23 protein-coding genes are annotated in these 22034 nt (G+C 53.9%); 13 read left to right on the top strand and 10 right to left on the bottom strand.

Annotated elements, in window-relative coordinates; translation table 11 throughout:
* Window positions 1-173 precede the first annotated feature (173 nt).
* The 4 genes from lolB (at window position 174) to dauA (ending at window position 4524) form a co-directional block, all read left to right on the top strand.
* A complete protein-coding gene (gene lolB, locus C813_RS33360; protein WP_017457139.1) occupies window positions 174-794 on the top strand; it encodes a lipoprotein insertase outer membrane protein LolB in 621 nt (206 codons plus the stop codon).
* The gene (gene ispE / locus C813_RS33355; protein ID WP_017457138.1) at window positions 791-1657 is read left to right on the top strand and encodes a 4-(cytidine 5'-diphospho)-2-C-methyl-D-erythritol kinase; all 867 of its coding nucleotides are present in this window, start codon (window positions 791-793) and stop codon (window positions 1655-1657) included. Before lolB ends, ispE begins: the two co-directional genes overlap by 4 nt.
* Before the next feature lie 125 nt (window positions 1658-1782).
* The gene (gene prs, locus C813_RS33350; RefSeq protein ID WP_017457137.1) at window positions 1783-2730 is read left to right on the top strand and encodes a ribose-phosphate diphosphokinase; all 948 of its coding nucleotides are present in this window, start codon (window positions 1783-1785) and stop codon (window positions 2728-2730) included.
* Between the two features lie 108 nt (window positions 2731-2838).
* Window positions 2839-4524, top strand: a complete 1686-nt coding sequence (dauA, locus tag C813_RS33345) for a C4-dicarboxylic acid transporter DauA (protein ID WP_071957269.1) — start codon at window positions 2839-2841, stop codon at window positions 4522-4524.
* Here dauA and C813_RS33340 read toward each other — a convergent pair.
* Both C813_RS33340 and ychH read right to left on the bottom strand, forming a co-directional pair.
* Entirely contained in the window at window positions 4519-5553 is a 1035-nt protein-coding gene (locus tag C813_RS33340) for a MerR family transcriptional regulator (RefSeq protein WP_017457135.1), read from the bottom strand. The genes dauA and C813_RS33340 overlap by 6 nt on opposite strands.
* A gap of 112 nt (window positions 5554-5665) precedes the next feature.
* On the bottom strand, window positions 5666-5941 hold the full coding sequence (ychH, locus tag C813_RS33335; RefSeq protein ID WP_016495800.1) for a stress-induced protein YchH: 276 nt from the start codon (window positions 5939-5941) through the stop codon (window positions 5666-5668).
* Window positions 5942-6212: 271 nt separating this feature from the next.
* Here ychH and pth point away from each other — a divergent pair, with 271 nt between their 5' ends.
* Together pth and ychF are read left to right on the top strand one after the other, a co-directional pair.
* Entirely contained in the window at window positions 6213-6797 is a 585-nt protein-coding gene (pth, locus tag C813_RS33330) for an aminoacyl-tRNA hydrolase (protein ID WP_017457134.1), read from the top strand.
* A gap of 126 nt (window positions 6798-6923) precedes the next feature.
* Window positions 6924-8015 (top strand): redox-regulated ATPase YchF, encoded by a 1092-nt coding sequence (gene ychF / locus C813_RS33325; protein WP_017457133.1) that lies wholly within the window; start codon window positions 6924-6926, stop codon window positions 8013-8015.
* 247 nt (window positions 8016-8262) lie between these two features.
* On the opposite strand, the gene C813_RS33320 is transcribed toward ychF, so the two are convergent.
* Window positions 8263-8787, bottom strand: coding sequence for a lipocalin family protein (locus C813_RS33320; RefSeq protein ID WP_017457132.1), 525 nt, complete (start codon window positions 8785-8787; stop codon window positions 8263-8265).
* A 118-nt stretch (window positions 8788-8905) separates the two neighbouring features.
* On the opposite strand from C813_RS33320, the gene C813_RS33315 reads away from it, so the two are divergent.
* Entirely contained in the window at window positions 8906-9634 is a 729-nt protein-coding gene (locus tag C813_RS33315) for a MerR family transcriptional regulator (protein ID WP_017457131.1), read from the top strand.
* Between the two features lie 387 nt (window positions 9635-10021).
* Window positions 10022-10981: a YbgA family protein gene (locus tag C813_RS33310; protein ID WP_017457130.1), complete on the top strand. Its 960-nt coding sequence runs from the start codon at window positions 10022-10024 to the stop codon at window positions 10979-10981.
* A gap of 175 nt (window positions 10982-11156) precedes the next feature.
* Here C813_RS33310 and C813_RS33305 read toward each other — a convergent pair whose 3' ends face one another.
* Window positions 11157-11825, bottom strand: coding sequence for a class I SAM-dependent methyltransferase (locus tag C813_RS33305; protein ID WP_017457129.1), 669 nt, complete (start codon window positions 11823-11825; stop codon window positions 11157-11159).
* A gap of 161 nt (window positions 11826-11986) precedes the next feature.
* Between C813_RS33305 and C813_RS33300 the strand changes: the two genes are divergently transcribed.
* Window positions 11987-12337 (top strand): DUF1304 domain-containing protein, encoded by a 351-nt coding sequence (locus C813_RS33300; protein ID WP_017457128.1) that lies wholly within the window; start codon window positions 11987-11989, stop codon window positions 12335-12337.
* Window positions 12338-12411: 74 nt separating this feature from the next.
* Here C813_RS33300 and C813_RS33295 read toward each other — a convergent pair whose 3' ends face one another.
* On the bottom strand, window positions 12412-13200 hold the full coding sequence (locus tag C813_RS33295; RefSeq protein WP_017457127.1) for an AraC family transcriptional regulator: 789 nt from the start codon (window positions 13198-13200) through the stop codon (window positions 12412-12414).
* Between the two features lie 77 nt (window positions 13201-13277).
* Between C813_RS33295 and C813_RS33290 the strand changes: the two genes are divergently transcribed.
* The 3 genes from C813_RS33290 to C813_RS33280 are packed head-to-tail and all read left to right on the top strand — an operon-like array spanning window position 13278 to window position 16457.
* Entirely contained in the window at window positions 13278-15341 is a 2064-nt protein-coding gene (locus C813_RS33290) for an FUSC family protein (RefSeq protein WP_046199716.1), read from the top strand.
* Window positions 15334-15549 (top strand): DUF1656 domain-containing protein, encoded by a 216-nt coding sequence (locus tag C813_RS33285; RefSeq protein WP_017457125.1) that lies wholly within the window; start codon window positions 15334-15336, stop codon window positions 15547-15549. Before C813_RS33290 ends, C813_RS33285 begins: the two co-directional genes overlap by 8 nt.
* Entirely contained in the window at window positions 15546-16457 is a 912-nt protein-coding gene (locus tag C813_RS33280; protein ID WP_017457124.1) for an HlyD family efflux transporter periplasmic adaptor subunit, read from the top strand. The genes C813_RS33285 and C813_RS33280 overlap by 4 nt, the downstream gene beginning before the upstream one ends.
* A gap of 74 nt (window positions 16458-16531) precedes the next feature.
* Here C813_RS33280 and C813_RS33275 read toward each other — a convergent pair whose 3' ends face one another.
* The 3 genes from C813_RS33275 to C813_RS33265 form a co-directional block, all read right to left on the bottom strand.
* Complete coding sequence (locus C813_RS33275) at window positions 16532-17710, bottom strand: esterase (RefSeq protein ID WP_017457123.1); 1179 nt, start codon at window positions 17708-17710, stop codon at window positions 16532-16534.
* A 378-nt stretch (window positions 17711-18088) separates the two neighbouring features.
* Complete coding sequence (locus tag C813_RS33270; protein ID WP_017457121.1) at window positions 18089-18499, bottom strand: ASCH domain-containing protein; 411 nt, start codon at window positions 18497-18499, stop codon at window positions 18089-18091.
* A 107-nt stretch (window positions 18500-18606) separates the two neighbouring features.
* Entirely contained in the window at window positions 18607-18882 is a 276-nt protein-coding gene (locus C813_RS33265; protein WP_017457120.1) for a hypothetical protein, read from the bottom strand.
* A 373-nt stretch (window positions 18883-19255) separates the two neighbouring features.
* Between C813_RS33265 and C813_RS33260 the strand changes: the two genes are divergently transcribed.
* A complete protein-coding gene (locus tag C813_RS33260; RefSeq protein ID WP_017457119.1) occupies window positions 19256-20188 on the top strand; it encodes an ATP-grasp fold amidoligase family protein in 933 nt (310 codons plus the stop codon).
* On the opposite strand, the gene C813_RS33255 is transcribed toward C813_RS33260, so the two are convergent.
* Both C813_RS33255 and C813_RS33250 read right to left on the bottom strand, forming a co-directional pair.
* Window positions 20189-21262, bottom strand: coding sequence for an ATP-binding protein (locus tag C813_RS33255; RefSeq protein ID WP_017457118.1), 1074 nt, complete (start codon window positions 21260-21262; stop codon window positions 20189-20191).
* Entirely contained in the window at window positions 21259-21963 is a 705-nt protein-coding gene (locus C813_RS33250; RefSeq protein WP_017457117.1) for a response regulator, read from the bottom strand. Before C813_RS33250 ends, C813_RS33255 begins: the two co-directional genes overlap by 4 nt.
* Window positions 21964-22034: the final 71 nt, after the last annotated feature.

Genomic DNA, 22034 nt, shown 5'->3' with positions numbered 1-22034 from the left:
ATAAGGTTAGACTGCACGCATCATACAGGATGAGTGAGGTCAATAAAAGAGACACTACCCTTTCGGAGTAATTGGTAATTTAATGATTTAAGACAACTTGAACGTAGACGCTGTTTCAGACCGGCGCTAGCATTAAGCGTAATACTGCAACCTTGCAAGGATTTCCCCTCGTTATGACTCTGCCAGACTTTCGCTTTATTCGCCTGCTGCCGCTGGCAAGCCTCGTGTTAACCGCCTGTACGCTCAATGCGCCAAAAGGGCCAGGACAAAGCCCGGATTCGCCGCAGTGGCGCGAACACCAGCAACAGGTGCGCAGCTTAAATCAGTATCAAACGCGCGGCGCGTTCGCTTATATCTCTGACGAGCAAAAAGTGTATGCCCGCTTCTTCTGGCAGCAAACCGGTCAGGATCGCTATCGTCTGTTGCTGACCAACCCGCTGGGCAGCACTGAACTGGAACTTAACGCCCAGCCGGGTAACGTGCAACTGGTGGACAACAAAGGCAAGCGCTACACCGCCGATGATGCCGAAGAGATGATTGGCAAACTGACCGGCATGCCGATTCCGCTTAACAGCCTGCGCCAGTGGATCCTTGGTCTGCCAGGCGATGCCACCGATTATAAACTCGATGCACAATATCGTCTCAGCGAGCTGAACTACACCCAGGGCGGCAAAAGCTGGAAAGTGGTATATGGCGGGTATGACAACAGCCAGCCTTCCCTGCCAGCCAATATGGAGCTGAGCGATGGCAAACAGCGCATCAAGCTGAAAATGGACAACTGGATTGCCAAATGACGACGTGGCCCGCTCCGGCGAAACTCAACCTGTTTTTATACATTACCGGCCAGCGCGCCGATGGCTACCATACGCTGCAAACCCTGTTTCAGTTTCTTGATTATGGCGACACGCTGAGCATTGAACCGCGCAACGATGGAGAGATCCGCCTGCTGACACCGGTCGAAGGCGTGCCAGACGAAGAGAACCTGATTGTACGCGCCGCACGTCTGCTCATGCAGCGCGCGGCGCAAAGCGGTCGTCTGCCTGCGGGTAGCGGCGCAGAGATCGCTATCGACAAACGCTTGCCAATGGGCGGCGGGCTCGGCGGCGGGTCGTCGAATGCAGCCACCGTGCTGGTCGCCCTCAACCACTTGTGGGGCTGCAAGCTGAGCGTCGATGAGTTAGCCGCACTCGGCCTGCAACTGGGTGCCGATGTGCCGGTGTTTGTGCGCGGTCACGCGGCTTTCGCCGAAGGGGTTGGCGAAATCCTTACGCCAGTCAATCCGCCGGAAAAATGGTATCTGGTCGCGCACCCTGGCGTCAGCATTCCCACGCCGGTGATTTTCAGGGATCCGGAGCTGCCGAGAAATACGCCGCAAAGGTCAATTGATACGTTATTAAAATGTGAATTCGGCAACGATTGCGAGGTTATCGCAAGAAAACGTTTTCGCGAGGTTGATGCCGCGCTTTCCTGGCTGTTAGAATACGCGCCGTCGCGCCTGACTGGCACAGGAGCCTGTGTCTTTTCCGAATTTGACACCGAATCCGCCGCTCGTCAGGTGCTTGAGCAAGCCCCGGAATGGCTGCACGGTTTTGTCGCGCGAGGCGTCAACCTCTCGCCGCTAGCGCAGACCATCGCCGGGCAAGCTGAGCTCCGGTGACAACGTCACACCTGTTCCAGACGTTGCATCGCGCTCTTTAATACACCGCATGGATAGAATTCAGCCCTGACCGCACATTTTGGCCGATTCTATCCACCACTGGACGCATGCCTGAGGTTCTTCTCGTGCCTGATATGAAGCTTTTTGCTGGTAACGCTACCCCGGAACTAGCACAACGTATTGCCAACCGCCTGTACACTTCTCTCGGCGACGCCGCCGTAGGCCGCTTTAGCGACGGCGAAGTCAGCGTACAAATCAATGAAAATGTACGCGGTGGTGATATTTTCATCATCCAGTCCACTTGTGCCCCTACCAACGACAACCTGATGGAATTGGTTGTGATGGTTGATGCCCTGCGCCGTGCTTCCGCAGGTCGTATCACCGCGGTCATTCCTTACTTTGGCTATGCCCGTCAGGATCGCCGTGTGCGCTCCGCCCGTGTACCGATTACCGCAAAAGTGGTTGCCGATTTCCTCTCCAGCGTCGGCGTTGACCGCGTACTGACCGTTGATCTGCATGCTGAACAGATTCAGGGCTTCTTTGATGTGCCGGTAGATAACGTATTCGGTAGCCCGATCCTGCTCGAAGATATGCTGCAACTGAATCTGGACAACCCAATTGTGGTTTCCCCGGATATCGGCGGCGTCGTTCGCGCCCGTGCAATTGCCAAGCTGCTGAACGATACCGATATGGCGATCATTGATAAACGCCGTCCGCGCGCTAACGTCTCCCAGGTGATGCACATCATCGGTGACGTGGCAAACCGCGACTGTGTTCTGGTTGACGATATGATCGACACTGGCGGTACGCTGTGCAAAGCAGCGGAAGCGCTGAAAGAGCGTGGTGCGAAACGCGTGTTCGCCTATGCGACTCACCCGATTTTCTCCGGTAATGCGGTAAATAATCTGCGCAACTCTGTGATCGACGAAGTGGTTGTCTGCGACACCATTCCGCTGAGCGATGAGATCAAAGCGCTGCCGAACGTACGTACGCTGACGCTGTCTGGCATGCTGGCTGAAGCTATCCGTCGTATCAGCAACGAAGAATCAATTTCGGCTATGTTCGAACATTAATCATTGCTGTATAAAAAACCCGCTCCGGCGGGTTTTTTTAGCTTTAAATATTATTTGTATGATTTATTAATTAGTTATCGAATGATTTCCAGGGGACGCAAGATCATTGTGAACAGATTGTTCTCACCTCATGTCATGCCTTTTCGCGCGCTAATCGACGCGTGCTGGAAAGAGAAATACACCACCGCCCGTTTCACCCGGGATCTGATTGCCGGCATAACGGTGGGTATTATCGCCATCCCGTTGGCAATGGCGCTGGCGATCGGCAGCGGCGTGGCGCCGCAATACGGGCTTTATACCTCGGCGGTTGCCGGGATTGTTATCGCCCTGAGCGGCGGCTCGCGCTACAGCGTTTCCGGCCCGACGGCCGCCTTCGTGGTTATCCTCTATCCGGTGTCGCAACAGTTTGGTCTGTCGGGCCTGCTGGTAGCAACGTTGATGTCCGGCGTGTTTCTGATCCTCTTCGGGCTGGCGCGCTTTGGACGGCTAATTGAATACATTCCGCTTTCTGTGACGCTCGGCTTCACCTCCGGGATCGGCATCACCATTGCCACCATGCAGATAAAAGATTTTCTCGGCCTGCAAATGCCGCACGTGCCGGAACACTATTTGCAAAAAGTCGGCGCGCTGGTAATGGCGCTGCCCACGGTCAATCCGGGTGACGCGGCAATTGGTATCGTCACCCTCGCCACGCTGGTGCTGTGGCCGCGCCTGCGTTTACGCCTGCCGGGACATTTGCCCGCGCTGCTGGCGGGCTGTGCGGTGATGCTGGTAGTCAATCTGCTCGGCGGTCACGTCGCGACCATCGGTTCACAATTTCACTACGTGCTGGCCGATGGTTCTCAGGGCAACGGCATCCCGCAGCTTCTGCCGCAACTGGTGCTGCCATGGGATCTGCCGGGCTCTGAATTTACCCTGAGCTGGGATTCGCTGCGCGCGTTGCTGCCTGCGGCATTTTCTATGGCCATGCTCGGTGCTATCGAATCACTGCTGTGCGCTGTCGTGCTGGATGGTATGACTGGCACCAAACACAAAGCCAACAGCGAGCTGATTGGTCAGGGGCTGGGTAATATTGCTGCGCCGTTCTTCGGTGGGATCACCGCGACCGCTGCAATTGCCCGTTCGGCAGCCAACGTCCGCGCCGGTGCGACATCACCCATTTCGGCAGTGATCCACTCCCTGTTAGTGATCATGGCGCTACTGGCGCTGGCACCCCTGCTCTCCTGGCTGCCGCTGTCTGCGATGGCGGCGCTGCTGCTGATGGTGGCGTGGAACATGAGTGAAGCGCACAAAGTGATTGACCTGCTGCGCCGCGCGCCGGTGGATGACATTGTGGTGATGCTGATTTGTATGTCACTGACCGTGCTGTTCGATATGGTGATCGCCATCAGCGTAGGGATTGTGCTCGCGTCGCTGCTGTTTATGCGCCGTATCGCGCGGATGACTCGCCTGGCCGTGGTAAACGTCAGCGTACCGGATGATGTGCTGGTGCTGCGCGTGATAGGCCCGCTGTTTTTTGCTGCCGCAGAAAGTGTGTTCAGCGATCTGGAAACCCGTATCGTCGGGAAACGCATTGTGGTGCTGAAATGGGATGCGGTGCCGGTGCTGGATGCGGGCGGGCTTGATGCTTTCCGTCGCTTCGTCAACCGCCTGCCGGAAGGCACGGAGCTGCGCGTCAGCAATCTTGAGTTCCAGCCGCTGCGCACGCTGGCGCGCGCGGGTATACAGCCAATCCCTGGCCGTCTGGCTTTTTTCCCTAACCGCGATGCGGCCTTAGCCGACCTGTCATCATGATGCGCGACGCCGCATCATGACTTCGATCGCCCGTTGTAGCCATTGCAGCACCTCGGGCGTCATCCACGTCCCTTTCATCAGATGCGGCTCCTGCTGCATCGCATTGCGGAATTTTTGCTGCGTCTGCGGATCGGTTCCGGCGTAAGACTGAAACAGTTCCAGCCAGCTAGCAGCCAGCCCCTGCGCCTCGTCAGACTCTGGATCTACTGCCTGGCGTTGAGCGGTATGCAGTTTCGCCACCAGCGGCGGCCACTCCATCATGCGGTCAAAATAGTGCGCGCGGGTAAACGCCATCTCTTGTGGAGACAAATAACGCTGCCAGATGGCGAGCTTACTTTCCGCAAAACTACGGGTAATAAAATCGACCGCTTCCTGCGTAATGCCCGTTTGCTCACGCATTTGGGGTTCCACGCGGTGCATCTCATTTAAGCGGGTCAGAAACTCCGGTTTGTTGGCGGTATCCTGCTCCAGCCGCGTCATCCAGCGGGTTGCCAGCACCATTGCGCGCGGATCATCCACCGGGCACTTCTGTGCTAAAAGGGTTTGTACTTCGCTCACCATTTGCGCCCAGAACCGCTCGCGTGCCTCATCGCGTGAGGCAAACGGTAATTCCTGTAACTCTTGCGGACTAAACCAACGATCGTACATTTTCATTAACTCCAGGGTCTGTAGCCAGGACTCCAGATCGGGCTCCACGCCGCTGGCGAGACCATCACGCAACAGCACAAGCTGTTCGCGCAGAGTGACAATATTGCGCATTTGCTTGTCGAGCAGCGTGATTTGGGCATCCAGTAATTCCGCCAGCGGGCGCGTTTCCCGCGCCAGATAATCCCCGATTGCCGCCAGTTCCATGCCCGCTTTCGCCAGCGCCTGGATCATATGCAGACGTTTGACATCAGCGAGCGCATAAAGCCGGTATCCGGCGGCACTTCGGGCAGAAGGCAAAAGCAGACCAATTTGCTCATAGTGGTGCAACGTACGCACACTAATCCCCGCACGTCGCGCTAACTCCCCCACCTGAATCAACATAGCTGCTCCTTTCTCGCCCACAGACTGGACTATCGAGCCTCACGTTACGTGAGGGTCAAGAAAAAAGCCAAAAAAAACGGTTCCCGCAGGAACCGTTATCGAAACTGATTTTTTAACTATGATGCTGGCGGTCCCTGCGGCAGCGCTTGTCATAATGACGCACCCACCAGTACTTATCGCACACCTGCTCATGACCACTTACGCGGGCGCCAGCGAGCCAGAGAACGGCGCCGAGGAAGATACTCAGCACAGCGCCATGGGCAAAAAACTGCGGCAGGTTAAGTTGTGGCAGCTGGTTTAAAATGGAATAACCAACGCCGACAACCATCACGACCAACCCCAACCCCATAAGCACATTACCGAGCAACGAAGCGTTTTTGCGTTTCATCTGTCACCTCCGGAACGACGGGTTGGATGGGATAACCCCAATCCTTGTGTGTAAAGTATAGACAGTCCCCCTTTTAGCGGTTGCGGGCACGATCACAATTACACATCGATGACTAACACAAATTTACAAATAACCCACTGAACTACTTGAAATTCGAATGGTTGATGTGAGCAATCATTATCATTTTTCGCGTTTAGCCGGGAGAATTTTGTCTTCGCGTCCCGCACAACGTAAACTACGCGCCGGACATTGATCTGGTCAGGAATAAAAAGTGACGATTAAACTGATTGTCGGGCTGGCGAATCCCGGCGCTGAATACGCCGCGACGCGCCATAACGCAGGCGCCTGGTATGTTGATTTGTTGGCGGAGAGAGCCCGCGCGCCGCTGCGCGACGAGCCGAAGTTTTTCGGCTATACCTCGCGCATCAATCTGGCGGGTGAAGACGTGCGCCTGCTGGTTCCCACCACGTTTATGAACCTGAGTGGTAAAGCGGTCGCGGCAATGGCGACGTTTTACCGCATCAACCCGGACGAAATCCTTGTCGCCCACGATGAGCTGGATCTGCCGCCCGGTGTGGCAAAATTTAAGCTGGGGGGCGGTCACGGTGGCCACAACGGTCTGAAAGATATCATCAGTAAATTGGGCAATAACCCCAATTTTCACCGTTTACGCGTTGGAATTGGTCATCCGGGTGATAAAAACAAGGTTGTCGGTTTTGTGCTGGGCAAACCACCGGTTTCCGAGCAAAAGCTGATTGACGAAGCCGTAGACGAAGCGGCGCGTTGTACCGAGATCTGGCTGAAAGAAGGTTTAACCAAAGCCACCAATCGCCTGCACGCCTTTAAGGCGCAGTAAGCGCGTTGCGGCGGCATTTTTGCCGCGCGTAACAGCGGTTACGTGTATAATAGCCAAAGTTATTCACTTTTCTACAATCTGTTTTTCGCAACAGGTTGATTATCAAGATATTAAGGTAATTACATCATGGGATTCAAATGCGGTATCGTTGGCCTGCCCAACGTAGGTAAATCCACCCTGTTCAATGCGCTCACCAAAGCAGGTATTGAAGCGGCGAACTTCCCGTTCTGTACTATTGAGCCGAACACCGGTGTCGTACCGATGCCCGATCCGCGTCTGGATAAACTCGCGGAAATCGTGAAACCGCAGCGCATTCTGCCGACCACCATGGAATTCGTCGATATCGCCGGTCTGGTAAAAGGCGCGTCTAAAGGCGAAGGTCTGGGAAACCAGTTTTTGACCAACATTCGCGAAACAGAAGCTATCGGCCACGTTGTGCGCTGCTTCGAGAACGACAATATCATCCACGTGGCGGGCAAAGTGAACCCGGCGGAAGATATCGACGTTATCAACACCGAACTGGCGCTTTCTGACCTGGATACCTGCGAACGCGCTATCCATCGCGTGTCCAAAAAAGCGAAAGGCGGCGATAAAGACGCAAAAGTTGAGCTGGCTGCGCTGGAAAAATGCCTGCCGCAGCTGGAAAACGCCGGTATGCTGCGTGCGCTGGATCTGAGCAAAGAAGAGAAAGAAGCGATTCGTTACCTGAGCTTCCTGACGCTGAAACCGACCATGTATATCGCTAACGTGAACGAAGACGGCTTCGAAAATAACCCGTACCTCGACCAGGTTCGCGCTATCGCAGAGCAAGAAGGCTCCGTCGTTGTGCCGGTTTGTGCCGCCGTTGAAGCGGATATTGCCGAGCTGGACGACGAAGAGCGTGACGAGTTCATGGCCGAACTGGGTCTGGAAGAGCCGGGGCTGAACCGTGTTATCCGCGCCGGTTATTCCCTGCTGAACCTGCAAACTTACTTCACCGCCGGTGTGAAAGAAGTGCGTGCCTGGACCATCCCGGTTGGCGCAACCGCGCCGCAAGCGGCGGGTAAAATCCATACTGACTTTGAAAAAGGCTTTATTCGCGCGCAAACCATCGCGTATGAAGATTTCATCGCTTACAAAGGCGAGCAAGGCGCGAAAGAAGCCGGCAAGATGCGTGCAGAAGGCAAAGAGTACATCGTAAAAGATGGCGATGTGATGAACTTCCTGTTCAACGTCTAATCACTCCTCTTGCCTGCTGCGGTGTTACTAAATCGCATGCAGACTGGCAAACTCTATAAAATCCACGCAATTGCGTGGATTTTTGTTTTCAGCACATCGCCTGTCATCTCACATAAGCGCAGCCAACATCCCCTGTAGCCTGAAAAAGCCGAAACCCGCGTTTAAACTACGCGGCAGGCTCGTCAGTAGATAATCCCCACTGACAAGCGTTTTTCAGCGCAACATGAGGAATGTTTTTAACGCCCCGTTACTGATTCACCCACACCAGTTGATCAACCCGGAAACCGAGACCTCGCGCGGTATTCAGGTAATCTTGTTTCACCGCCTCGGGCAGCGTTGGCGTGCGCGACAGGATCCACAAATAATCGCGGTTCGGGCCGCTCACCAGTGCGTACTGGTAATTATCGTCAAGTTTAATGACGTTATAGCCGCCGTAAAACGGGCCAAAGAAAGAGACTTTCAGCGCGGCTGTCGAAGGCTTGCCGGTGAAATAAGCTTTCCCTTCGCTTTCGCTCCATTTTTGCTTTTGCGGATCGTAGCCGCGGTTAAGGACGCTGATGCCCCCGTCGCTGCGCTTGCCGTAGGTTGCGGTCACCTGTTCCAGCCCGCGTTCAAAGCGATTCTCCAGACGGGCGACTTCATACCATTTGCCCAAATACCGGCTGGCATCAAAGCCGGTGATCGGCTGAACCCCTTTTGGCGGCGTCGGGGATTTACAGGCAACCAGTGTCAGGGCAATAGCAACACCGGTCACCACAGGCCATAGCTTCATGAGAGCTCCTTTCATTGTCGCAGTTGGCAGTAAAGTGTAGTGCAAACGGTCCGCTCTTCATTCAACTCATTAGTATTCGTAGTATATTGAGAGCATTCTCTCTTATCAGGTTTCCCCCATGTCTTACTCCATCGGCGAATTTGCTCAACTTTGCGGGATCACCCCGACAACGCTGCGTGCGTGGCAGCGGCGTTACGGCCTGCTTAAACCGATGCGTACCGGGGGCGGCCACCGACTGTACAGCGATGATGATGTCCAGCAGGCACTGAAAATCCTCGACTGGGTGAAAAAAGGGGTGCCGGTAAGTCAGGTGAAACCCCTGCTGGCGCGTCCGGAAGCGCACAGGACTAACAACTGGCTCACCCTGCAGGAGAGCATGTTGCAGCGGCTGAAAGAGGGAAAAATCGAATCCCTGCGCCAGCTGATTTACGATTCAGGCCGCGAATATCCACGCCCGGAGCTGATCAACGAAGTGTTGCGCCCGCTGCGCAGCAAAGTTTCAGCCAATATTCCTGCCATGATGACCCTGCGCGAAGTTCTGGACGGCATCATCCTCTCCTACACCTCGTTTTGCCTCGAAGGCGACAGAAAGGCGCCGGGCGATAACTATCTCATCACCGGATGGCACCTTACCGACCCGTGCGAAATCTGGCTCGAAGCGCTTAAACGTACCGGCCAGGGTCACCGTATCGACGTACTTCCAGTGCCGCCCACCACGCTGGCTCCGGAGATTTTCCCGCAGCGAAAGTGGCTACTGGTCACCACCGGCACACTCTCCGCCGCGCGTAAAAAGCAGATCGCGCTCTGGCAGGCCTCTGTCGTCTCCCTCGAAGTTATCTCACTCTAAATTCATTTTTCGCCACTCGCCCGCTTCGCAGCGCAACAGTAAAACGTTGCGGGTCTGCTGCAGGCATTAACATCGCATAATGACGGCATTTTCACCCCATTGAATTTCTTGCTAAATTAAAAATATCCTCAGCAAAACTTGGACAAATAAATTTAATTGTGTAAGTTTGAAGTATGCCGTAATACCACGTTATTTAGCGCCTCCGGAAGGTACATACCTCAGTGCCAACGTTCTCAAAGCATGGGCAAGGCATTCCGCAGGCAGGTGAAAGGCAACGGCAGTCATTACAGGACACTACGTAATACAACCGGGATGAAGACACCCGTCACGACCATTTGCGAAGCGGCATGTTTCTTCATCCATAACGCGCAGTAAGAGGATAACCTCATGAACACGCAACCCATCATTGGCATTAGCGGATGTTTAACCGGCTCGGCGGTACGTTTTGACGGCGGGCACAAACGCATGGGTTTTGTGATGGACGAACTGGCACAGTGGGTGACGTTCAAACCGGTGTGTCCTGAAATGTCTATTGGCCTGCCCGTACCTCGCCCAGCGCTGCGTCTGGTGCAGAACAGCGATTCAGCACTCCGCATGCGTTTCAGCCATGCGCCACATGAAGATGTAACGCAGAAAATGGCTGACTTCACCGGGACATATCTTCCGCAAGTCAGCGCGTTTTCTGGTTTTATCGTCTGTGCCAAATCGCCGAGCTGCGGCATGGAGCGCGTGCGGCTGTATGATGAAAAAGGCAATCGCGGGCGTAAAGAGGGTGTGGGCCTGTTTACCGGCGCATTGCTGGAGCGCTATCCGTGGTTACCGGTTGAAGAGGATGGCCGTCTGCACGATCCGCTGTTGCGGGAAAACTTTGTCGAGCGCGTTTTCGCTCTGCACGAACTCAACACGCTCAAGGCTCACGGGCTGACCCGTCGCGCGTTGCTGGACTACCACAGCCGCTACAAACTTCAGTTGCTGGCGCACGACCAGGCCGGTTACCGTGAGATTGGCCCCTTCGTCGCCTCGCTGCACGAATGGGACGATCTGGACGCCTTCTTTGTGGCATACCGCGAAAAGCTGATGGCGATCCTGAAAAAAACCGCGTCGCGGAAAAATCATACCAACGTACTGATGCACATTCAGGGCTACTTCCGTGAGCATTTGAACAGCCGCCAGCGCGGCGAACTGCGCGATGTGATCCTTCATTATCGCAACGGGCTGCTGCCGATCCTCGCGCCAATAACGCTGCTGAAGCACTATCTGGCCGAATACCCGGATCGCTACCTGTTAAAACAGAATTACTTTGCCCCCTATCCGGACGTGCTTGGTCTTCGCCTGACCGTCAACTGAATACCATCACAAGAAAGCTCGAATGACCCTGATACGGGCTCCTCACGTTCCACGTTTAGACGACATCTCTTGTCGTCTTTTTTTTCGTTGCGCGTAGCGCGACGGCCAGCGGCTCCTTCGCATGTCCTGATTGATATTTCGCTTTAGCACGTCGCGGCAAATCACTACCCGCAGGTCAATGCGCTGCGCAGACTAAGGTCGCATGATCCCACCACGGGTTAGGATTAACGCGGCTTGCCAGCACGGTAAATCGCGCTTTCTGCAACTCCTCCATTAAGTCCGGGAGGGGTTTTAACGTGCGCCAGGCTTGCCCCTCTCTAAGCAGGTGATGATGTTCGGTATCGTAATTCTCCCTGTCTTCCTGATAACGCGGCATCCCGCACATCGAACTGACAATGAAATGTCCTGCGGGTTTGAGCAATCGTCGCACTTCAGCAAAACAGCGTTGCCTTGCCTCGCCGATCAGGCAGTGCAAACAACTGCCATCAATAATCAGATCAAACGTTGCCGCTTTGCACTGAGGAAGATGGCAGACATCACCGACCCAAAAGTGCGCGCGCAGACCTGCTTGCGTAAAGCGTTCTTCAGCCCAGCGGATCGCGGTTTGCGCGAAATCCACGCCCCAGACATCGTCACCCCGCCGGGCAAAATATTCCGCAGCCATCGCGCCATTGCCACACCCCAGCTCAAGAACTGTTGCACCGGGTTGCGGGAGGTACTGGTGCTGCCCAAGCCATGAAAAAACTTGCTCCTGTTGCGCCTTCGCCCTGTGATAACCCTCTCCGGCCCAGGCGGCTTCTCCGTTTGCTATTCGTTCCTGATACTGTGTTTCGTAGATGTTCATTATTAACCGCTACCTTGCCCAAGCCTGTCATCAGTCATATTGTCGATGGGGCAAAACGCGATGAAGCGCGAAAAACGACATAATCCTCACCGTGCTCGCTGCGCGAGCCGCCGCGATTATCTATACTCCACGTCACCTGCCCTTTTCCAGTAAGGTTTCCTGTGTTAGCTACTGTTCTTGTTGCGATTGTCGCCGCCATTCATCTGTACATTCTGGTGCTCGAAATGTTTTTGTGGGACACCAAAACAGGCCACAAAGCCTTTAATCTTAGCGCGGAGTTTGCGCGCGACACCCGCGTGCTGGCTGCGAACCAGGGGCTGTATAACGGCTTTCTGGCGGCGGGGCTATGTTGGGGATTATGGCTGGGTGCAAGCGGCGTGCCGGTTACCCTCTTTTTCCTGATCTGCGTGCTGATTGCCGGGATTTTCGGTGCCGTAACAGCCAGCCGGAAGATACTCTATGTGCAGGCACTTCCGGCGCTACTCGCACTCATTGCCCTGCTGATGCAGTGAATGTTGCTTTTGTCTGTCAATGCCTGGGCTAATGTCACGCCCAGGCACCAACAACGATTATTCACACTTGCAGGTTACGGTGTTTTTCGTTCGGCAAAGTAGTGTGCTGGCGTACTGCCCATCGTTTTTCTGAACATGGTGATAAACGCATTCACGGATTCATAGCCAAGTTTTGTCGCCACGTTTTGCACGGATTCGCCGCTGGCTAACGCCTGCAGCGCAATAATCAAATGGAGTTGCTGACGCCATCGCCCAAAGGTCAGCCCCGTCTCGCGCAACATCAAACGCGCCAGAGAGCGCTCACTAAGCGCAAGGCGCTTCGCCCACGCTTTAAACGTGCTGCGATCTTCCGGATGGCTCACCAGTGTATCGGCCATGGCGCGAATTTTGGCATGCGCAGAAACCGGTAAACTGAAGTTCTGCTGTGGCATGGTGACCAGCTCATCAAGCGTAACCCGGGTTAGCCTCGCGGCATGGCTATCTGGCGGGTAATCGACATTTTCACGGGTTAAGCGATCAACCAACTCTTTAATCAACTGAGAAATGGCCAGCGTGCAGCAGCGATTCGGCAGTGCTGCGGCCCCGGGTTCAATAAAAAGATAATTCAGATGCGCGTTCCAGGTGGCACTGGCGCTGTGAGGCGTGCCGCCTGGGATCCATACCGCGCAGTGCGACGGCACAATCCAGATCTCATTTTCCGCACGACAGGTCACTGCGCCATACAGCGCAATGATTAATTGCCCTTTGCGGTGCGTATGAACCGGCATCTCGGCTTCGTAATCCACAAAATCGAGACGCCGGGCAACTGCCGGGCTGTGCGTGTCATCGGGGTCAAACACGGTTGTGGCGTAGTTAGGCTGCATACGATTGGCAACATTTAGGTATTTTTTGACAGAATAGAGTATTTAATGGCATGCGCAAGCCGGTAATACTTTGCGGCATGAACAAAATCGATTTCTCCCCCAGCCATTTGTTGTGCGATTTATCTGCCCTGCTTCGTCGTACAGGCAGAATGTTTGGTTCAGTCGCATTAACGGGCGATGCCAACGCGTTACTTTATTCCGCCAAGAGCTTTGCAGCGGCGATGCTCGCGTATTACATCGCCCTATCGATCGGCCTGGAAAAACCCTCGTGGGCGATCATTACCGTTTATATTGTGTCGCAAACCTCCGTTGGCGCGTCGCTGAGCCGAAGCGTCTACCGCTTAGCCGGTACGATAGTGGGTGCCGGCGCGACGGTGTTGATTGTGCCCACTTTCGTGAATACGCCGATTTTTTGTAGCGTGGTACTCACCGGCTGGATCACCTTTTGTCTCTATTTATCGCTGCTCGAGCGCACACCCCGCGCCTACGCCTTTGTGCTGGCCGGTTACACGGCGAGTCTGATTGGTTTTCCAGCGGTATTTCACCCCGGCGAGATTTTTGATACCGCCATAGTTCGTGTGCAGGAGATCGGAATTGGCATTTTCTGCGCGGCGCTTATTCACCGTTATGTGTTGCCAAAACGGATCTCCGGCCTGTTCAATAGCAAAATCGCGCAAACACTGAATTCTGCACGTCAGATGCTGGCAGACACGTTGGCGGGAAGTGCCAACGAAGCGGCCGATAATCTGAAACTGGCGCTGGCGTTACAGTTTCTGCAAGGCCTGAGCCACCATATTCCTTACGACTTTGCCTTCTCAGCACCGGTGCGTCATGCGCGCAAAGCGCTGCATGACAAGCTGGCGCGCTTGTTGATCGTCAGCGGTGAATTACACGATCGCCTGTTGATGGTCACTGCGCTGCCCGCCGATATCCAGACGCTGCTGGAAGCGGTGCAAAGCTGGCTCGCCGGGGAAGAGCGTGCAAAACGGAAAATCACCGGGCAAGCGCTGGCAGAACGCAGTGCGACGCTAACCAAACGACTCGCCCCCGCAGAGGCACTGACCTTTGAAACAGCACTCCAGATGAACCTTGTCCGCCACCTGCATGAAGCCATTACGCTTTTGCTGCAATGCGAGCGGCTCGCGGACGCCCTCACGCATGCAAAGCCGGCGCAACTGCCAGCCGAAGATAAACCGGCAAAAGGCTATGTCTTCCACCGCGACAGCCTGTCTGCGGTGCGCACTGCGCTGGGTGCTTTCGTCATTATCCTGAGTGGTTGTCTTATCTGGATTGATTCCGCATGGCCCGATGGCGCGACGGCGGTTTCTATCCTGGGGGTCTGCTGCACGCTGTTTGGCAGTTTCGATACTCCAGCGCCGCACATAGTGAAATATATGGTGGGTTCCGCCTGGGGCGTGATGATAAGCCTGCTTTACAGCTTTGCCCTGCTGCCTCTGGTGACTGAGTTTCCGCTGCTGGTTGCTGTGCTCGCCCCGGCCTATCTGCTGGCGGGATCGTTGCAGGCCCGACCAGCCACCACCTTTATGGCCATGGGGATCACCCTGACGCTACCTATTTTGTGCGAGTTGGGTGCCCACTACAGCGGAGATTTCGCCGTGGCCGTCAATACCGCTATCGCGCTCTTTGCCGCCACCGGCTTTGCGGTGGTCAGTATGAGCTTGCTACAAACCGTGCAGGCTGACGCCGCCATTGAACGCTTGCTACGCGCCTGCCGACGAGACGTTCGACGCAGCGTGAAAGGCGTATTCAAACCCGATGAAACCCACTGGACCAATCTGATGATAGACCGGACCGCATTGTTACTGCCGCGCTTGCAGCGAAGCGGGCACTCCGCAGAGCAAACGCTTAACCAGATGCTGCACGCGTTGCGCATTGGCCTTTCCGTTATGCACTTGCGCCGTTTTCAGGCGCAGAAAGACCGCCAAAAAGCGCATGACATCGGCGAGCTCCTCTCTCTGCTTGTCCGCGATACCGCACCGAGTGCGATACGTCAGCGGATTCAGGCCATGATTGGCCTTACATCCCTGCAACCCCATGAGCAGTCGCGCCAGTTCATTGACTGCCTGGTTAATCTGCACTGCGCATTACGCGAACCGTACACGGAGCGCGCCGATGATTAATGACATGAATCTCGGCGGGGTATACGTCCCAGGCCTGCTAGTGATCGCCCTTGCCGCCCTGTTCTGCACGCTGTTATGGCTACCACTTTTCGCTTTCAGCAGGCGCTATCGCCGTTTGCCATGGCGACCGCTGATGAGTTTATCCACTTATATTGTTACTTTTTTCCTGCTTATGCAGGGGCTGAACGCACTGGGGTTAGTTGTATGAAATCCTTTTTTTCTCTTTTAAGCCGTTATGCACTGACCTTAAGCGCTGTGCTGGTGGCTACCTTCCTCGCTTACATGATGTGGAAACATTATGCGCAGCGTCCCTGGACTCGTGATGGCCGGGTGCGTGCTGATGTGGTGCAGATAGCGCCGGATGTTTCCGGGCCGGTTGCAAATGTCGCCGTTCGCGATAACCAGTGGGTTAATCAGGGCGATGTGCTCTATTCAATCGATCCGCACTGGCTGAAGCTGGCGGTGGTCAGCGCGCAGGCGGATGTCGAGGCGAAACGCCATGAGATGTTGATGCGCCAGGATGCAGCGACCAGGCGGTCACAGATAAAAGGCGTGATCTCCAGCGAAGACTTACAACAAACAGGCAGTGCAGCCAGCATCGCGGCAGCAAATTATCACGGCGCGATGGCGGCGCTGGAACTGGCACAGCTTAATTTAGCGCATGCCACGGTGCGCGCGCCGGTAGCAGGCTACGTCACACATCTCCGGCTGCGTCCGGGGGACTACGCCACCGCCGGGGAAACCAAAGTGGCCATCATTGATGCGAACAGTTTCTGGGTTGTGGGCTATTTTGAAGAGACAAAACTGCGGCATATTCATGTCGGAAATCGCGCGCACATCGCGCTGATGGGCTTTGAACCTGTCTTAACCGGTCACGTTGAGAGCATCGGGCACGGCATCGGCGACAGCAATGATGAAACGGGCGGTCTTGGCCTGCCGGACGTTAACCCCACCTTTAACTGGGTGCGCCTTGCGCAGCGCGTACCGGTCCGTATTCATATCGACGAGCTGCCCGCAGGCGTGGAGTTAGTGGCGGGTTTATCTGCCAGCGTGTCGGTAGAGCCTGCCGGGCGGAAAACCTCTCCGTCGTTACTCGCGCGAATAATCGGTGAATAACCAAAGCGTTAAATGTTGTCTTGATTTTGTCCGCTGGCAGCCTGTTCAGCGCCAGCGGACGAGACTGCAACATCTTATTTAAACAGTTTCTGCACAAACTCGGCATAGGCGGGACGCCAGACATCCATTTCGTGTCCCAGGCCGGGATACTCTTTATAGCTAAACGTGATGCCTTTTTGCTCCAGTTCTTTTTTAAGCCCAGCAATATCCTGCCCGGTGACGGTATCTTTTTCGCCGACCACCACCGTGAAGTTATGCAGCTGCTTATTCACTTCCTGCGGCTTATTGAGCTGCGCTGTCACACCCGCATCCGGTACGGTGGCAGTGGTGACACCACTGAATGTCGCCAGCCAGCCGAAGCTGTCGAGATGGTTCATCCCGGAAACGAGTGCCTGAAAGCCCCCTTGTGAGAGCCCGGCCAGCGCACGTCCACCCGCATCCTTACGCACATTAAAGCGGGCATCGACCAGCGGAATAATGTCATGCATCAGTTCGCGGTCTGCCGCTTTGGCATTAAGCGGATAGAACATTTTGCGCCGCTCTTTCGGCGGATAATTTTCCGGGATCGCCTGCACAATATCCGTTTCCGTATCCGGCACCACCACCAGCATGGGTTTGATTTTCCCCTCGGCCAACAGGTTGTCCATTATCTGCGGCAACCGCCCCTGATCAATGGCGGAAAGGCCGGTATCGCCAAAGCCGTGGTAGAAATAGAGCACCGGCAGCGGTTCGCCTTTACCGCTGTAACCCGGCGGCGTCCAGATATACATGCGACGCTCTGAACGCAGTTCTTTCGCGTGGTAGGTCACCGTCAACAGATCGCCATGGGGCACAGCGCGGTCGTCGAGAATACTGCCCGGCACCAGAATCAGGCTGGTATTGACCTGACGCTGCGGTTTCTGAAACCGGCTTCCGGTATCCACAGAACGAAAACCATCGACATCAAAGTAATATTCGTAAAGATTCGCAGCCAGCGTGGCGCTTTTCCACGACCATATACCATGCTCATCTTTTTGCATGTCGTGTGAGACAACACTGTCCGGGGTAGAACCGGTCACCACAGATACCCGTTTTGCGCCCGGCGCGAAAAGGCGAAAGGTAATACTTTTATCGGCGTTAACCTGGGTCACATACTGACTCACTGGTATTGATAAATCCGGCGTTACCGGTAATGGCGCGGCAACGGCAGGAAGCGTCGCGCCCGCCACAAGCGCGCTGACAGTAAGCGCAAGCCAGGTGATGTTTGTTTTCATATCCACTCCCTCATTCTCTTTTTTGTTAAGGCAGAATTTGTTAGCGCATTCCCGCCACGCTTTAACCTGACGCCAGCACGTGTATTTGATAAATGTCACTCACGCAGGCTGGCAGCAAAAGTTTGCGTATTGAGCGGATTTTTAAAAACCTGTTTCTGTGCGTTTTGCGATATATGTTGCGTAAATCAGCGATTTTTAACCGCTTTGACCGGGGTTAAAAAGAGAGGACGTTCTCTGAACATCAGGCTGAGTTTCTGCACGGCGAGCTTTTCGACATGGGTCAGTGGCGCGAGTGTTGAAGGTGAGACAGGCTAAACGCGACCGGCGCGTTTCGCGAAGGGAATCTGGAAAATGCGGAGCACCCGTCGATGCAGGGTTTTAGAGAACCTCAACCACCGCGAACTCTTCCGCGACAAGTTCCATCTCTTCAGAGAAAAATCCCGCGCGGGTAAAAAAGGCTTTGTGCTCTTTGCGCCAGTATTCAAGGCTTAAATCGCCCTCGCCCTCTTTTCTGGCAAACTCTTCCGTCACATCGCAAAAACGCACCAGGCGCATCGATAGCATTCTGATGACGCATACCGGGGAATGTTGCCCGTCGAGAATAATATGATAACTGCCGATTTTAGGTGCCGGTTCTTCCGCCAGATACGAGGCAAGCGAGCCGCAGGAGGCCGTTTTTCTTCCACTTACCACTAAGCCTGCAAGCGCCTTTGCCATCTGCGGATCATCGCCAAATGACCATGCCTGTGCGCCGGGATACGCGGTTTTTAATTCATCAATGCTCTTCATCCAGAACCTTTTATCGGCGTAACTACGCGGCAATTCGCGTTTGTGTGAACAGTGCGCGGCCTCGTTCCTCATCAATTAACGTAACCGGCAGCGCTTTCAATTTTCAATCACTGCTCTTTTTTGCGCACAAGAGACGTAATAATAGCCGTCAATCCGCCGATAAGCGGCATCGGTCCCGCGCCTGCGAGGAAGTTTTCACGATCGATTTGGTTATCACGGCGAATATCCGCAAAGCGGGCAAGCGCGTTTTTCTCACTGGTCGCGCTGATCTCTTCAAACTGTTTTTCGAACCCCTGCGCCACCAGTTGAGAAGCGGCATCCACTTCCGCGCTTTTCAGCACAACGATTTGCTTACCTTTTTGATAAAAACTGTAATCCGTCATTTCTCACTCCCTCATAGAAAAGATTACCTGACAGGTAATATATCGGGCTTAAGCGAATTCTGAACCTGTTTTCTGCGTAATTTGTTAACATGATAAGAAACGCCTTTTTCTTTCTCTGCCCTGCGCCTTCCTGCAAGGATAATTCGCGTTTTTCTTCCCTTACTCTGACCGCTTTTTCAGTGTCTACCATGGCGTTAGTCGTATTCAGGTTTAGCTTAAGTCTACGTTATTGACCATTCCCCTTCGATAAGCATTCCCTGTGCAGCACGTTTAAAGATGCGATGCCGATAGCCACTCCATCGTCACTCCATATTAGCGGCAATATAAATCAATAAATCCTCTGCAGAATCTTTACTGTCCGCAGGAGGGAAAAATGAACAACTTTAAATATTTCATGAAATACACCGAGTATCTGGGTCGAAAACTTCTAACCGGTATGGTTCCGGATCAACAATTTCACAGCAAAAGATTAAAAAGGATCACGGGCAGAACCCCCGATTTGTTTAATCCGGTGACGCTGAGCGAAAAAATATGCTACCGAATGATGTATGACCATAACCCGCTTTACACGCGGCTGGCAGATAAACTGGCGGTGCGCGATTACGTTTCTGCGCGTACGCAAAGAGTACAATTACCCACACTGCTTGGCGTTTATAAAGACGTGCAAAGCATTGATTTCAGACTATTACCAGACAAATTTGTGCTGAAATGTAATCACGACAGCGGTAGCGCAGTAATATGCACCAACAAGGAAAAGCTCAATATTCCACGCGCGTTGCAGAAGCTGGGTTTTGCCCTGCGCAAAAATATGTATTACACCACCCGGGAATGGCAGTATAAAAATATTAAACCGCTTATATTGTGTGAAAAATACATTGATTTATTTTCCGAGAGAGATAAAAGCCGAACGCCTGAAATGCTGAGAATACATTGTTTTCATGGTATCGCGGGTTTTATCGAAGCGGATTTTACCGATGCTTCCGGTCATGGTTTTATTAATGTCTACAATCGTTGCTGGCAATTGCAGCCCTTTCAGATGGAATATCCCAATACACCAAGGGCGATACCCGAACCGGAATTATTGCACAAAGCGATAACCGCTGCGCAGGAGCTCTCCACCGGGATCGATTATTGCCGAATTGATCTTATGCTACAGCGTGATGTCATTTATTTCAGTGAAATCACCCTCAGCCCCCGACGCGGCAAGTTACAAATCTCACCGCCAGAGTGGGATACCCGGCTGGGTGAGATGTGGAAAATGACCGCGAGACAAACCAACCCGCAGTGGCATACACAGAAAGCGTAATCACTGTTTTTTCCGTAAGGGCCATGAGAGGCGAAAAATGGAATGGCCCTGATCGGTTAACGTGTAAGTTACGTCGCCCTGATGAGCAAGCATGATGGCTTTCAGCACTGATAATCCCAGCCCGCAACCTCCCGGATTGGTGTCCCTTGCGCTGGCGCCGCGCTGAAAGGGGTGAAACATAAATTTATGAAACGCCTCCGGGATCCCCGGCCCCCTATCTTCAATGACGATAAAGTTCTCGTGTTCACCGGCGCCGTGGCTGACAACCATGCTTTTAGAGCTGGCGTATTTTATCGCGTTATCGAAAAGGACTGTCAGGCACTGAATAATTCGCAGCGGATCGCACTGGCATAGCTGAGGATGTAATTCGGTCTCGACGGTAAAATGACTGCGTTTAAATTCCAGCGCAAAGGAGTCCACCGCGCTCTGAATAATCTCCTGCAAATCCACATCTGCAAGCGTTAACGTAAATTCGGCCCCGCCGGATGAACTCACCACCCGCAGATCTTCTATCAGGCTGGATAAGCCCTCTGTTTGCTTAAGAAGGTTGTTAAACAAGGTTGGATTCGGCTCGAATACACCATCAACCAGCCCCTGTAAGCGGCCTCGCAGAATGGTAACGGGCGTGCGAAGTTCATGGGCGATGGCGGCGTTCCAGGATCTGCGCTGTGCATCCATAGTCTGTAGCTTTTCAGCCATATCGTTGAAATCATTAACAAGATTATTAAGCTCGCCCAGATGGGAACTCGCGCAAAACGCCCGCGCACCCAGATCGCCCTGGGCTATTCTGCGCAGGCTGGTCGCAACGGAGCTTAACGGGGTCAGTATTCTTGCCGACAGTTTTACGGTAAAAAAAAGCGAGATCGATAAACTTATCGCGGAGGCAATCAGGATCCATAACCAGTCCAGATAGGTCATCTGATCCTCATTTCCGGCCATTGCCCCGCCGGGAATGTAATAAATGATAAAGGTATAAAACAGGTAGGAGCCGATAACCGAGACAGCAATAACCGTCAGCGTCAGCGAAATCATAAACGCCAGAACCTGGCGGCTTAACGGATGGCCTCTGTTCATTTGTTTTCACCTAACCGGTAACCCATGCCGCGAATACTTTCCGGAACCCCTTTCAACCCGCAGTTTTCCAGTTTTTTGCGCAGCTTGCTCATATGGCTGTCCACAGTGCGATCAAGCGTATCGCCTTCCGGCAGACAGGCGTTGAGCAACTCTTCACGCGAGCAGACTTTGCGCGGATTCCGCGCCAGGTAGGCCAGCAGCTTGAATTCGGTCGTGGTCAGGATGGGAGAGATAATCTCGCCACTGCCATTGATCTCCACATAAAAGTCTTGCGGATACACCGTTAAACAGGCTGTCCGGATAGGCTTATTGTGGAGTTGTTCATGACTACCCTTTGCCCTGCGCAGCACGGCTTCGATACGTGCCACAACCTCTGTGGGATTGAAGGGTTTAACGACATAATCGTCCGCGCCAAGCCGCAGCCCCATCAGTTTGTCGATGTCCTGATCCAGGGCCGTTACCATGATGACCGGAATATTGCTCTCTTTTCGCAGCGAGGAAAGGACAGTCCAGCCATCGAATACCGGCAACTGGATATCGAGTAACACCAAATCGGGCTTTTTCAGCCGGCAGGTATCTATTGCCTGCTCACCGTCCGCCGCGCGCAGGGTGCGCATTCCCGAACGCTGAATATAACTGGTCAGAATATCCGCTATTTCATCATCATCTTCAGCAACAAGAATAAGATAGTTATCGTTCATGATTTCTCCACTCACCCCTGATATGGCAGGCATTCTGTGACCTGTCTTGCGCGAAAGCATACACCGGTGTT

The sequence above is a fragment of the Kosakonia sacchari SP1 genome, assembly GCF_000300455.3.
Classification (GTDB): Bacteria; Pseudomonadota; Gammaproteobacteria; order Enterobacterales; family Enterobacteriaceae; genus Kosakonia; species Kosakonia sacchari.
The sequence above is the reverse complement of the archived record's forward strand: the minus strand, read 5'-3'. Positions and strand labels throughout refer to the sequence as shown.

Excerpts from the sequence above, each read along its gene's own strand:
- lolB (WP_017457139.1), top strand. The coding sequence starts at position 174 with ATGACTCTGCCAGACTTTCGCTTTATTCGCCTGCTGCCGCTGGCAAGC.
- ispE (WP_017457138.1), top strand. The coding sequence starts at position 791 with ATGACGACGTGGCCCGCTCCGGCGAAACTCAACCTGTTTTTATACATT.
- C813_RS33340 (WP_017457135.1), bottom strand. The coding sequence starts at position 5,553 with ATGTTGATTCAGGTGGGGGAGTTAGCGCGACGTGCGGGGATTAGTGTG.
- ychH (WP_016495800.1), bottom strand. The coding sequence starts at position 5,941 with ATGAAACGCAAAAACGCTTCGTTGCTCGGTAATGTGCTTATGGGGTTG.
- ychF (WP_017457133.1), top strand. The coding sequence starts at position 6,924 with ATGGGATTCAAATGCGGTATCGTTGGCCTGCCCAACGTAGGTAAATCC.
- C813_RS33320 (WP_017457132.1), bottom strand. The coding sequence starts at position 8,787 with ATGAAGCTATGGCCTGTGGTGACCGGTGTTGCTATTGCCCTGACACTG.
- C813_RS33315 (WP_017457131.1), top strand. The coding sequence starts at position 8,906 with ATGTCTTACTCCATCGGCGAATTTGCTCAACTTTGCGGGATCACCCCG.
- C813_RS33310 (WP_017457130.1), top strand. The coding sequence starts at position 10,022 with ATGAACACGCAACCCATCATTGGCATTAGCGGATGTTTAACCGGCTCG.
- C813_RS33305 (WP_017457129.1), bottom strand. The coding sequence starts at position 11,825 with ATGAACATCTACGAAACACAGTATCAGGAACGAATAGCAAACGGAGAA.
- C813_RS33295 (WP_017457127.1), bottom strand. The coding sequence starts at position 13,200 with ATGCAGCCTAACTACGCCACAACCGTGTTTGACCCCGATGACACGCAC.
- C813_RS33290 (WP_046199716.1), top strand. The coding sequence starts at position 13,278 with ATGAACAAAATCGATTTCTCCCCCAGCCATTTGTTGTGCGATTTATCT.
- C813_RS33285 (WP_017457125.1), top strand. The coding sequence starts at position 15,334 with ATGATTAATGACATGAATCTCGGCGGGGTATACGTCCCAGGCCTGCTA.
- C813_RS33280 (WP_017457124.1), top strand. The coding sequence starts at position 15,546 with ATGAAATCCTTTTTTTCTCTTTTAAGCCGTTATGCACTGACCTTAAGC.
- C813_RS33275 (WP_017457123.1), bottom strand. The coding sequence starts at position 17,710 with ATGAAAACAAACATCACCTGGCTTGCGCTTACTGTCAGCGCGCTTGTG.
- C813_RS33270 (WP_017457121.1), bottom strand. The coding sequence starts at position 18,499 with ATGAAGAGCATTGATGAATTAAAAACCGCGTATCCCGGCGCACAGGCA.
- C813_RS33265 (WP_017457120.1), bottom strand. The coding sequence starts at position 18,882 with ATGACGGATTACAGTTTTTATCAAAAAGGTAAGCAAATCGTTGTGCTG.
- C813_RS33260 (WP_017457119.1), top strand. The coding sequence starts at position 19,256 with ATGAACAACTTTAAATATTTCATGAAATACACCGAGTATCTGGGTCGA.
- C813_RS33255 (WP_017457118.1), bottom strand. The coding sequence starts at position 21,262 with ATGAACAGAGGCCATCCGTTAAGCCGCCAGGTTCTGGCGTTTATGATT.
- C813_RS33250 (WP_017457117.1), bottom strand. The coding sequence starts at position 21,963 with ATGAACGATAACTATCTTATTCTTGTTGCTGAAGATGATGATGAAATA.